The following is a 10,320-nucleotide window of genomic DNA, read 5'->3' on the forward strand; positions in this document are numbered from 1 at the left end:
CGACCCTGCGCGCGGCGGCCCCGCACCAGCGCGCCCGCGGCCGCGACGGCCGGGGCCTGATCCTGCGGGGAACCGACCTGCGGGAGGCCGTGCGAGAAGGCCGCGAGGGCAACCTCGTGCTGTTCTGCGTGGACGCCAGCGGGTCCATGGCGGCCCGGCAGCGCATGCGCGCGGTCAAAGGCGCGGTGCTCAGCCTCCTCCTCGACGCCTACCAGCGCCGCGACAAGGTCGGCCTGGTCACCTTCCGGGGGAAGGACGCCCGGCTGGAGCTGCCGCCCACGTCGTCGGTGGAGGCGGGTGCGCGCCGGCTGCGCGACCTGCGCACCGGAGGCCGCACCCCGCTCGCGGCCGGGCTGCTGCGCTCGGCCGAGGCGCTGCGGGTGGAGCGCCTGCGCGACCCGCGGCGGCGCCCGCTATTGGTCCTGGTCACTGATGGGAAGGACACGCACGGCGGATCCGGCGACGCGCTGCGCGCCGCCGCCTGGATCCGCTCCCAGAGCGTGCAGAGCGTGGTCGTGGACTGCGAATCGGGGCCGGTGCGCCTCGGGCTGACCGCGCGCCTGGCGGCCGAGATGGGCGGGACGGGCGTCCGCCTGGAGGAGTTGGGCGCCGACGCCCTCGAAGGCCTGGTGCGCCGCACGCGCGCCGCGTGAACCGAGTCGAAGGAGAAGAGCAGACATGCCGCAGGGCAAACCGGCCTACGTTCCCGACGACGGCCTCACCACCCGCCAGCGCCGCAACCGCCCGCTGCTGGTCGTGCACACCGGGGCGGGCAAGGGGAAGTCCACCGCGGCGTTCGGCCTGGCCACCCGCGGGTGGGCGCAGGGGTGGCGGATCGGCGTGTTCCAGTTCGTGAAGTCCGCGAAATGGCGGATCGGGGAGGAGACGGCCCTGCGGGTGCTGGGCGAGTCCGGCGAGGGCGGCGAGGTCGTCTGGAACAAGATGGGCGAGGGCTGGTCCTGGATCCAGCGTCGCGGAACCGAGGAGGACCACGCCGCCGACGCCGCCGAAGGGTGGGCGCAGATCAAGCGGGACCTCGACGCCGAGACCTACCGGCTGTACGTGCTGGACGAGTTCACCTACCCGATGAAATGGGGCTGGGTCGACGTCGACGACGTGGTCGAGACGCTGCGCAAGCGCCCCGGGACCCAGCACGTCGTCATCACCGGCCGCGACGCCGACCACCGTCTGCTGGACGCCGCGGACCTGGTCACCGAGATGACCAAGGTCACACACCCGATGGACGCGGGCCAGAAGGGGCAGCGCGGCATCGAGTGGTGAGGGGCCTGTGCGGCTTCGCGGGGGTGTGGGGTGCGCTAGGAGGTCGGGCGGCCGGATCCGTCCACCCTCGCCGCGTGCGGGGCCCTCACCGCCGATCGTGAAGAAATGGTTCTTTCGTGCGCGCTGAAGGAGCAATTTCTTCACGATCGCCGGGAATCGCCTGATGGGACGGGTGCGCCACGGCCGTGTGGGCACCCGTTGTGGAGGAGGTGGGGCGGCGGTCAGTTGGCGGGTTCTTCGGTGAAGACGTCGAAGTCGAATTCGCCGTTGCGTGCGCCTTGGAGGAAGGCGCGCCATTCGGTTCTGGTGTAGATGTGGGCGGGGCGTTCGGGGTGTTTGCTGTCGGTGAGGTGGAACTCGTCGCCGATCTGCTCGACCTCCACGCACGCGCCCTGCTGGGTACTGAAGCTCGATCTGATTCTCATGCGTATTCCTCCATGTACTGCCGCATGAGTGCGGCGGAGTCATTGGTGCTCAAGGCGAAGCCCAAGAGTCTTTCGAAAGCCTGAGAAGCGATCTTGACCTCTGGTCTGTTCTCCAGATACATCTCCCCGACGATGGTGTCCGTATAGACGACACGAGTGCCCTCGCAGTCGATGAGGGTAAAGCTACCGGAGGCGCCGGGAGTCGCTCCGACGGTGTAGGGGACGATCTGGATCGTAGTTCGGGCCTGCTCAGCGACTCTCATCAGGTGTGCGATCTGCTCGCGCATGACCTTCGGGCCGCCCACGACACGTCGCAGTGCGCCTTCGTCCATGAGGGCGACCAGGCGGGGATGGTCGGGCGAGGAGAGGATTTCCTGCCGGACCAGTCGAAGTTCCAACCTCCGTTCGACCTCCGCACTGTCGATCTCCTGGGGCCCGTGTTGACAGATCTGACGTGCGTAGTCGGGTGTCTGCAAGAGCCCGGGGACGAGGCTTTCGTAGGTGCGGATTTCTGATGCGTCCGACTCCAGATCGATAAGGGCGGCGTACTCGGGGCGGATGAGGTCCCGGTAGGGGTACCACCAGCTCGGGCGTTCGGCCAGCCGGTAGAGCGTCATCACCTCCTCGCGCTCCTCTTCGGGCACGTCGTACAGCTCAAGGAGCTGCCGGAGCATCGTGCGTTGGGGTGCCCGTTCCCCACGTTCGTAGCGCGCGAAGGTCGTCTGGTTTCCGTTGAACTTCTCCGCGACCTGTACCTGGCTGAGACCTGCGTGTTTGCGCAGCTTCGCCAGTTTCCGTCCCAGTCGGACACGCCGGATGTTCAGGTATGCCACGGTGCCATTCCCTTCCAAAACCAGATGTACTGGACTATATACCCAACCCTGTTCAAGTGATTGACTGCTGTCATTAGACCATCTACTTTGGAGGTCACCCCCTAGACAAGGAGTGATCTCCATGGGCGCTGCCTACTTTCTCCGCGCTGTCCTCGCCTCACTGGAGCCCAGGCGAGTTCCGAACTGTCCCATCATCGCGGTACACGAGCTGGCCCAAGGGGCGGATCCGGCAACGGTGGACGGCCTCCACCCCTGGGCGCTCGGCGAACTGTCCAAGGGCCATGAGTTCGGCCTGTACCTGTCCACCTGCGCCCTCGTCGACGAGGACGGCGAGGAGGACGACTGCTTCCGCGAGGAGGTCCTGCTGTGGAACGGCAGCGAGATCCTGATGCGCCAAACCCGCGACTTCGACGTGGCGAACGCCGGCCTCACCCCAGGTCGTCCGGGATGAGGCTGTAGACGGCCAGGCCGGTGCGGCCCTCGTGCAGCGGCATGGCGTTGCGTTCGACGCCCTCGAAGCGGAACCCGGTCTTCTCCGCCACGCGGCGCGACGCGGTGTTGGCCGCGGCGGCCTTCAGCTCTACACGCTGGAAACCCTGGTCGATCGCCCACCGCGAGACCGCGGTCACCGCCTCGGGCGCGAACCCCTGGCCCCGCATCCACGGAGCGACCCAGTAGCCCACCTCGGTCCGCATGGCGGGCCACATCGTGCGGGTCAGCCCGAACGATCCGACGAACCGGTCCGTACCGCGGTCGATCGCGGCCCATTGCTGCCCGTCGCCGCTCACCCGCGCCTCCGGGGCCGTGGTCAGGCACCACTGCTCGGCGTCTGCGCGGGTGTAGGGCTCCCCCGGCCCGGGCAGCGGCAGCCACCGCTGGATGCCGGGGTCGCGTACGGCCTCGTACACGCTGTCGACCTCGGCCTCGGTGAAGGCGCGCAGGGTCAGCCGCTCGGTCTGCAGGATGGTGGCCGGAAGCGTCGGTGCCGGGGTCGGTTCTGCCGTGCTCACGTTTCGTTCCCGTCAGCGGATTCACGCACCGAGTCCAGGAACCGGGCGGCGAGCGCCGGTGCTCCTGCCCAGTGCAGGTGGAGATACGAGGCATGTAGCGTCGCACCCGCGAACCCCTCGGGGCCATCCTTTTTCCACTGCCAGGCCGGATCGGGCCCGTGCGCCGGTGTGAGGGCCGTGCGGTGGAACTCGTGGCCGTTCACCCGGGTTCCGGCCGGCGCCAGGACCGAGTCCCGCACGGCGACGGCGGCGCGGTAGCCGAGGGTGAGGCGTTCCGTCATGCGGGCGTCGGCGGGAAGCACACCGCACATGGGGGCGCCGTCCAGGCTCCGCGAGAGGTAGAGCAGGCCGGCGCACTCGGCGGCGACGGGGCCGCCCCGGGAGGCGAGCTCGGTCACGGCCTCGCGCAGGGGGGCGTTGGCGGACAGCTCGGCCGCGTGCATCTCGGGGAAGCCGCCGCCGATGACGAGCCCGCGGGTGCCCTCGGGCAGCGTCTCGTCGCGCAGCGGGTCGAACCAGACGACATCGGCGCCGCCGGTTCGCAGCAGTTCCGCCTGTTCGGCGTAGCGAAGGTGAAAGCGGGGCCGCCGGCCACGGCGATCCTGGCGGGCCGGGGGTCGGCCGGCTCGGGGAGTTCGGCGGCGGCGTCCCAGGGGGCCTCGCTCATCGGGGCCGCCGCGCGGGCCAGCCCGGTGATCGCGTCGAGGTCGCAGGAGTCGGCGACCAGCGAGCCGAGGGCGTCGACGGCCTCGCGCGCGGCGGATGCCCGTTCGGCCGCGGGGATGAGGCCGAGATGCCGGGAGGGGGTCTCGATCGCGGAGTGCCGGCGGATCGCGCCGAGCACGGCGACCCCGGTGTCGTCGAGGGCGTCGCGCAGCAGCTCCTCGTGCCGGTCGGAGCCGACGCGGTTCAGGATCACCCCCTGCACCCGCACCCGCGGGTCGTAGCCGCGGAAACCGTGCACGAGCGCCGCGACGGACCGGCTGGTGCGGGCGGCGTCCACAACGAGGACGACGGGTGCGCCGAGCAGCGCCGCGACGTGCGCGGTCGAGGCGAAGTCTCCCGGGCCGTGGAAGTGCCGCGGCTCGGAGGCGCCGTCGAACAGCCCCATGACGCCTTCGATCACGGCGATGTCCGCGCCCGCCGCCCCGTTCCGGAGGAGGGGGCCGATGCGGTCCTCGCCGCACAGGACCGGGTCCAGGTTGCGCGGCGGCCGCCCCGTGGCGAGCGCGTGGTACCCGGGATCGATGTAGTCGGGTCCCGCCTTGTGTCCGGAGACCCTGGTCCCGCGCGACGCCAGCGCGGCCATCAGCCCCGTGGCGACCGTGGTCTTCCCGCTTCCCGATGCCGGTGCCGCGATCACCACCCGCGGGACCTGTGCCACATCCGCCCCCTTCGAACCATCCGATCAGCCGACGGTCGTCCAGCGTAGGCGCTGCCCGGCACCGCGGCGGAAACCGGCCGGACCGCCCGACCCCCTCCCGCCCGGACGGCCGCCGGCCGTACACCGATACGCTGAGCTGCGGCATCCTGAAAAGGCGATCGGAAACGACGGAAAGCGCGGTGACATGGGCGCGAGCACACGGCTCGTCGGGGTCGGGGTGGGTCCCGGTGACCCGGAGTTGGTGACGGTGAAGGCCGTACGGCGGATGCGCGAGGCCGATGTCGTCCTGGTCCCGGTCATGGCGCTGGACGAGCCGGGCCGGGCCGAGGCCACCGTCCGCGAGCACGTGGCCGACAGCGCGATCGAACGCGTGGTGTTCGCGCTGAACGACCGCAACGGGCGCAGTGAGCGCCGGGTGCGCGCCTGGGAGGAGGCCGCGCGCACCGTCGTGCGGCACTTCGAGCAGGGGGCGCGCACTGTCGCGTTCGCCACCATCGGCGACCCCAACGTCTACTCCACGTTCAGTTACCTGGCGCAGACCGTGCGCGAGCTGGCGCCGGAAGCCGGGATCGAGACGGTGGCGGGCATCACTGCCATGCAGGACCTGGCGTCCCGTTCGGGCAGCGTGCTCGTCGAGGGCGGCGAACCGCTGACACTGCTACCGGTGACCGGCGGCGTGGACCGGCTGCGCCGGGCGCTGGCCACGGACGCAACGGTCGTGGCGTACAAGTTCGGCAGGTTCGCCCCGGACGTCGTCTCGGCCCTGCGCGAATCGGGCCGGCTGGAGGACGCCGTGTACGGTGCGCGCCTGGGGCTGGATAAGGAGGAGATCGTCCCGGTGGCCAAACTGGAGGACGGTACGCTCCCGTACCTGTCGACGCTGATCGCCCCGGCACGCCGCAGCGAGCGCGGAGGGAAGTTGTGAGCGAACACGTGGAAACCGGCGAACGGGGGAGCGCGGGCGGCAGGGTCACCTTCGTGGGGGCCGGCCCCGGCGCCGCCGACCTGCTCACCGTCCGGGCGGTGCGCGCCGTAGAGGCGGCCGACGTCGTGATCTGGGCGGCGAGCCTGGTCCACGCCGACGTCCTGGAGTACGCGCGCCGGGACGCCGAGATCGTCGACTCGGCGAAGCTGCCCATGGAAGGGGTGCTGCCCTACTACGAGCGGGCGGTCCGCGACGGCCTGCACGTCGCGCGGATCCACTCCGGCGACCCCGCGCTGTGGGGGGCGATGCAGGAGCAGCTCGACGAGTGCACCGGCCTCGGCCTGGAGGTCGAGGTCATTCCGGGGGTCTCCGCCTTCAGCGCGGTGGCGGCGCTCGCGCAGCGGGAGCTGACCATCCCCGAGGTCGCCCAGTCGGTGATCCTGACCCGGCTCGGCGGCGGGAAGACGCCGATGCCGGAGGGCGAGGAGGTCCGCGAGTTCGCGCGGCACGGCACCACCATGGCGCTGTTCCTCTCCGCGGCCCGCTCCGGGAAACTGCAGCAGGAGCTGCTCGACGGCGGTTACCCGCCCGAGACCCCGTGCCTGATCGCCTACCAGGCCACCTGGCCCGAGGAGCTGCTGGTCTGGTGCACGCTCGGCGACCTGGAGGCCACCGTCAAGGAACACAAGCTGTGGAAGCACACGCTGGTGCTGGTGGGGCCCGCGCTGTCCGCCGGCGGGACGCGTTCGCACCTGTACCACCCCGGGCACTTCCACGGCTACCGGCGTGCCGACCGCGGGGCCCGGCGCGAGCTGCGCGAGGCCCGGCGGGCATGAGTGAGGGCCCCGGCGCGGAACCGGACACGGGGCCGGAGCTCCGCGAGCCCGATCTCCCGCGCACCGCGAAGGTCCGGCAGAAGGCGCTGCGCACCGGCTGGACAACGGGTACCTGCGCCTCGGCCGCGGCGAAGGCGGCCGCGCAGACACTCGCCACGGGCCGGGCGGTGGACGTCGTGGAGGTGGCGCTGCCCTCGGGACGCCGGGTCACGTTCGCCCCGGAGCGCTGCGAGGTGGTCTCGGCGGCCAGGGCGGAGGCGGTGGTGGTCAAGGACGCCGGCGACGACCCCGACGTCACGCACAGCGCGCACATCACGGCGACCGTCACCCGCGGGCCGGGCTCCGGTCTGGAGCTGGACGGCGGGGTCGGGGTGGGGGTGGTCACCAAACCCGGCCTGGGACTCGACCCGGGCGGCCCGGCGATCAACGAGGTGCCCCGGCAGATGATCACCCAGGCGGTGCGGGAGGTCATCGATGTCGACCGGGAGGGTGTGCGGGTGGTCATCAGCGTGCCCGAGGGCGAGAGGATGGCGCGCAAGACGACCAACGCGAAACTGGGGATCCTCGGCGGGATCTCCATTCTCGGGACCACCGGCATCGTCAGGCCGTTCTCCACGGCGTCCTGGCGGGCCAGTGTCGAGCAGGCGGTCTCGGTCATGGCCGCCCAGGGCGAGAGCACGCTGGTGCTGTGCACCGGAGGCCGGACCGAGAAAGGCGCCATGCTGCGCCACCCCGAACTGCCGGACGTCTGCTTCGTCGAGGTCGGCGACTTCACCGGGGCCGGGCTCCGCCGGGCGAGGGAGCACGGGCTGACCAGGGTCGTCTTCGTCGGAATGGCGGGCAAGCTGAGCAAGCTCGCGGCCGGCGTGCTGATGACCCACTACACCCGTTCCAAGGTGTCCACCGAACTCCTCGGCGAGATCACCCGCGAGGTCGGCGGGGACGAGGAACTGGCCGTCCAGGTGGACGCCGCCAACACCGGCCGGCACGCCTACGAGCTCTGGGAGGCCGCCGGGCTGCTGGAGCCGGCCGGCGACGAGCTGTGCCGCCGGGTGGCCGGCGTGCTCGAACGCTTCACCGAGGGAGCCATGGCCGCCGAAGTGGCCATGGTCGACTTCACCGGAAAGACCATCGTGGCGGCCCACCCCCGGTCTTGAGCTCAACGGCGTCGAAGCCGCAGGCGAGGCCCCGTTGGTGTCAAGGTCGGCGAAGGGTGAGGCCCCCCGGCTTGGAGTAGCGGTAGAACACCGGCCCGTCGGCGTTCTGAGCGACGAGGAACAGCACCGGGAGCTGGTCCTCGATCAGCCGCGCCTTTGACAGGTCGCCCACGTAGACCGGGTCGAAACCGGCGTCACGGTTCAGCCGCTCGGTTACTTGGCGCGCTTCCGGGTCGGCCGCGAACAGGTTGCTCGGCGCGACCTGTTCGCGGCCGACGGAGTCGTAGACGGACCCGAAGTTCAGGCTGAACGATTTCGCGGTCGGGCCGCCGAGGAGCGACTTCACGTACTCCGCGAGCGAGTTGAACCCCTCGGGACGCGGGCTGAAGGAATTGGTCGCGTCGATGGTGGTCTTGCCGGCCGCGCCGGTCACCTTGCCCAGGCGTCGGCGATCGCGTGGTCGGGAACCGCGATGACCACCACATCCGCGCCGGAGGCGTCCCCGCCCTCCCGGCCGAGAGCGGTGACCTCGTGCCCGGACGGCCTCCAGCGGTTGGCGAGTCCCCCGCCGATGGCACCGCGCCCGACAATCGTGATCTGCATGGTTTCCCCCCTTGCCCACACTAGTTCCCCGCCGGGCGGCCGGGGAGCTTCCTGGTCAACTAGGCTGGCGGCAGGATAGTTGACCAGGAAACTGTTTTGTGGCCGCGTCGGAATCGAGGAACCGATCCATGAGCAGCACCGAACCGGATTCCGTTGAGCCGGAGGACGGGAACCAGGCCATCACCGTCGAGCGGGTCGACGGCGAGGACCGCTACGAGATCCGGGTCGAGGGGCGGACGGCCGGATACACCGCCTACCGGGACAAGGACGGGCAGCGGATCTTCTACCACACCGAAGTCGACAAGGCGTTCTCCGGCCGCGGACTGAGCACGACCCTCGCCACCCGAGCCCTGACCGACACCCGCGAGGCGGGCAGGCGCATCGTCCCGGTGTGCCCCTTCGTGGCCGACTACCTGAAGAAGCACGGCGGGTTCCGCGACATCACCGACCCGGTCACCCCGGAAGCTCTGCGCTCGGCCCCCGGCGCCTAGCTGTACTCAGCCGCCGGGCAGGCGTCCACGTATCGACTTCCCGCCGCCAAGGAGCCCACGATGCAGTTCGGAATCTTCACCGTTGGCGATGTGACGCCCGACCCCACGACGGACCGTACGCCGTCGGAGCACGAGCGGATCACGGCGATGGTGCGGATCGCGGAGAAGGCCGAGGAGGTGGGCCTGGACGTGTTCGCCACCGGCGAACACCACAATCCGCCGTTCGTGCCGTCGTCGCCGACCACGATGCTCGGGTACATCGCGGCGCGGACCCGCGGGTTGCTGCTGTCCACCGCCACCACGCTGATCACCACCAACGACCCGGTGAAGATCGCCGAGGACTACGCGATGCTGCAGCACCTGGCCGGCGGGCGGGTCGACCTCATGATGGGCCGCGGCAACATGGCGCCGGTCTACCCGTGGTTCGGCAAGAACATCCGCGACGGGATCCCGCTGGCCATCGAGAACTACGCCCTCCTGCACCGGTTGTGGCGCGAGGACGTCGTCGACTGGGAGGGCCGGTTCCGCACGCCGCTGAACGGTTTCACCGCCACCCCGCGCCCCCTGGAGGGCGTCCCCCCGTTCGTGTGGCACGGTTCGATCCGCAGCCCGGAGATCGCCGAGCAGGCCGCCTACTACGGGGATGGGTTCTTCGCCAACCACATCTTCTGGCCCAAGGAGCACTTCATCGCCCTGGTGAACTTCTACCGGGAGCGGTTCGAGCACTACGGCCACGGAGCCGCCGATCAGGCCATCGTCGGCCTGGGCGGCCAGGCCTTCATCCGGAGGAACTCCCAGGACGCCATCGCCGAGTTCCGGCCGTACTTCGACAACGCCCCCGTCTACGGGCACGGCCCGTCCCTGGAGGACTTCATGGAGGCCACCCCGCTGACTGTCGGCAGCCCGCAGCAGGTGATCGACAAGACGCTGACGTTCCGCGAGCACTTCGGCGACTACCAGCGGCTGCTGTGGGTGATGGACCACGCGGGCCTCCCGCTGGACACGGTCCTCGAACAGCTCGACATCCTCGGCGGGGAGATCGTTCCCGTGCTGCGCGAGGAACTCGACGCCAAACGCCCGGCGCACGTTCCCGACGCACCGATGCACGCGACGCTGAAGGCGGCCGGCGACCAGAGCACCGGCGACGTCCGTTCTGGGGTCTAGGTCGTGTTTTTTGAATGGGTGAGGTCGCGGAGCCAGATGCGGATGGAGGCGAGTTGGACCGTCCCCTCATAGATCGTGGCTCTCTTGTCGTAGCGAGTCGCCACAGCGCGGTTCTGCTTGAGCAGGTTGAAACAGCGCTCCACGGTGTTGCGGCGCCGGTAGGCCTCACGGTCGAATGCGGGAGGCCTACCGCCTGCCGAGCCCCGGCGCC

The 10,320-nt window shown here is 70.5% G+C and carries 14 protein-coding genes and 1 pseudogene; 8 read left to right on the plus strand and 7 right to left on the minus strand.

Going from position 1 to position 10,320, the window contains the following annotated elements; translation table 11 throughout:
• Together VS93_RS24610 and cobO are read left to right on the plus strand one after the other, a co-directional pair.
• Window positions 1-653 (plus strand): vWA domain-containing protein (locus tag VS93_RS24610; RefSeq protein ID WP_046472245.1); only part of this gene is annotated, 653 nt, incomplete at its 5' end.
• A gap of 25 nt (window positions 654-678) precedes the next feature.
• Window positions 679-1,281 carry a cob(I)yrinic acid a,c-diamide adenosyltransferase gene (gene cobO, locus VS93_RS24615; protein WP_046472246.1) on the plus strand — a complete coding sequence of 201 codons (603 nt, stop codon included), beginning with the start codon at window positions 679-681 and terminating at the stop codon, window positions 1,279-1,281.
• A gap of 221 nt (window positions 1,282-1,502) precedes the next feature.
• Here cobO and VS93_RS24620 read toward each other — a convergent pair whose 3' ends face one another.
• Entirely contained in the window at window positions 1,503-1,706 is a 204-nt protein-coding gene (locus VS93_RS24620; protein ID WP_046472247.1) for a DUF397 domain-containing protein, read from the minus strand.
• Window positions 1,703-2,539: a helix-turn-helix domain-containing protein gene (locus tag VS93_RS24625; protein ID WP_052745973.1), complete on the minus strand. Its 837-nt coding sequence runs from the start codon at window positions 2,537-2,539 to the stop codon at window positions 1,703-1,705. Before VS93_RS24625 ends, VS93_RS24620 begins: the two co-directional genes overlap by 4 nt.
• A 121-nt stretch (window positions 2,540-2,660) precedes the next feature.
• On the opposite strand from VS93_RS24625, the gene VS93_RS24630 reads away from it, so the two are divergent.
• Window positions 2,661-2,990 (plus strand): SGNH/GDSL hydrolase family protein, encoded by a 330-nt coding sequence (locus VS93_RS24630; protein ID WP_046472248.1) that lies wholly within the window; start codon window positions 2,661-2,663, stop codon window positions 2,988-2,990.
• Here VS93_RS24630 and VS93_RS24635 read toward each other — a convergent pair.
• Complete coding sequence (locus VS93_RS24635; protein WP_046472249.1) at window positions 2,968-3,549, minus strand: GNAT family N-acetyltransferase; 582 nt, start codon at window positions 3,547-3,549, stop codon at window positions 2,968-2,970. The two genes, VS93_RS24630 and VS93_RS24635, sit on opposite strands and share 23 nt — an antisense overlap.
• Window positions 3,546-4,915 (minus strand): annotated as a pseudogene (locus VS93_RS24640) (cobyrinate a,c-diamide synthase). The gene VS93_RS24635 and the pseudogene VS93_RS24640 overlap by 4 nt, the downstream one beginning before the upstream one ends.
• A gap of 202 nt (window positions 4,916-5,117) precedes the next feature.
• Between VS93_RS24640 and cobI the strand changes: the two are divergent.
• The 3 genes from cobI to VS93_RS24655 are packed head-to-tail and all read left to right on the plus strand — an operon-like array spanning window position 5,118 to window position 7,851.
• Entirely contained in the window at window positions 5,118-5,858 is a 741-nt protein-coding gene (cobI, locus tag VS93_RS24645; protein WP_046472250.1) for a precorrin-2 C(20)-methyltransferase, read from the plus strand.
• Entirely contained in the window at window positions 5,855-6,694 is an 840-nt protein-coding gene (gene cobM, locus VS93_RS24650) for a precorrin-4 C(11)-methyltransferase (protein ID WP_201776749.1), read from the plus strand. Before cobI ends, cobM begins: the two co-directional genes overlap by 4 nt.
• The gene (locus tag VS93_RS24655) at window positions 6,691-7,851 is read left to right on the plus strand and encodes a cobalt-precorrin-5B (C(1))-methyltransferase (protein ID WP_046472251.1); all 1,161 of its coding nucleotides are present in this window, start codon (window positions 6,691-6,693) and stop codon (window positions 7,849-7,851) included. The genes cobM and VS93_RS24655 overlap by 4 nt, the downstream gene beginning before the upstream one ends.
• Window positions 7,852-7,891: 40 nt before the next feature.
• Here the strand turns inward: VS93_RS24655 and VS93_RS24660 are convergent, their stop codons facing one another.
• Together VS93_RS24660 and VS93_RS30745 are read right to left on the minus strand one after the other, a co-directional pair.
• Entirely contained in the window at window positions 7,892-8,284 is a 393-nt protein-coding gene (locus VS93_RS24660) for an NAD(P)-binding domain-containing protein (RefSeq protein ID WP_201776750.1), read from the minus strand.
• The gene (locus VS93_RS30745) at window positions 8,281-8,454 is read right to left on the minus strand and encodes an NAD(P)-binding domain-containing protein (RefSeq protein WP_201776751.1); all 174 of its coding nucleotides are present in this window, start codon (window positions 8,452-8,454) and stop codon (window positions 8,281-8,283) included. Before VS93_RS30745 ends, VS93_RS24660 begins: the two co-directional genes overlap by 4 nt.
• A 128-nt stretch (window positions 8,455-8,582) precedes the next feature.
• Here VS93_RS30745 and VS93_RS24665 point away from each other — a divergent pair, with 128 nt between their 5' ends.
• Both VS93_RS24665 and VS93_RS24670 read left to right on the plus strand, forming a co-directional pair.
• Window positions 8,583-8,945 (plus strand): GNAT family N-acetyltransferase, encoded by a 363-nt coding sequence (locus VS93_RS24665; protein WP_046472252.1) that lies wholly within the window; start codon window positions 8,583-8,585, stop codon window positions 8,943-8,945.
• A 60-nt stretch (window positions 8,946-9,005) separates the two neighbouring features.
• On the plus strand, window positions 9,006-10,109 hold the full coding sequence (locus VS93_RS24670; protein WP_046472253.1) for an LLM class flavin-dependent oxidoreductase: 1,104 nt from the start codon (window positions 9,006-9,008) through the stop codon (window positions 10,107-10,109).
• Here VS93_RS24670 and VS93_RS24675 read toward each other — a convergent pair.
• Window positions 10,106-10,320 (minus strand): IS5/IS1182 family transposase (locus VS93_RS24675; protein WP_046472256.1); only part of this gene is annotated, 215 nt, incomplete at its 5' end. The genes VS93_RS24670 and VS93_RS24675 overlap by 4 nt on opposite strands.

It is taken from the genome of Allosalinactinospora lopnorensis (assembly GCF_000981225.1).
Lineage (GTDB): Bacteria > Actinomycetota > Actinomycetes > Streptosporangiales > Streptosporangiaceae > Allosalinactinospora > Allosalinactinospora lopnorensis.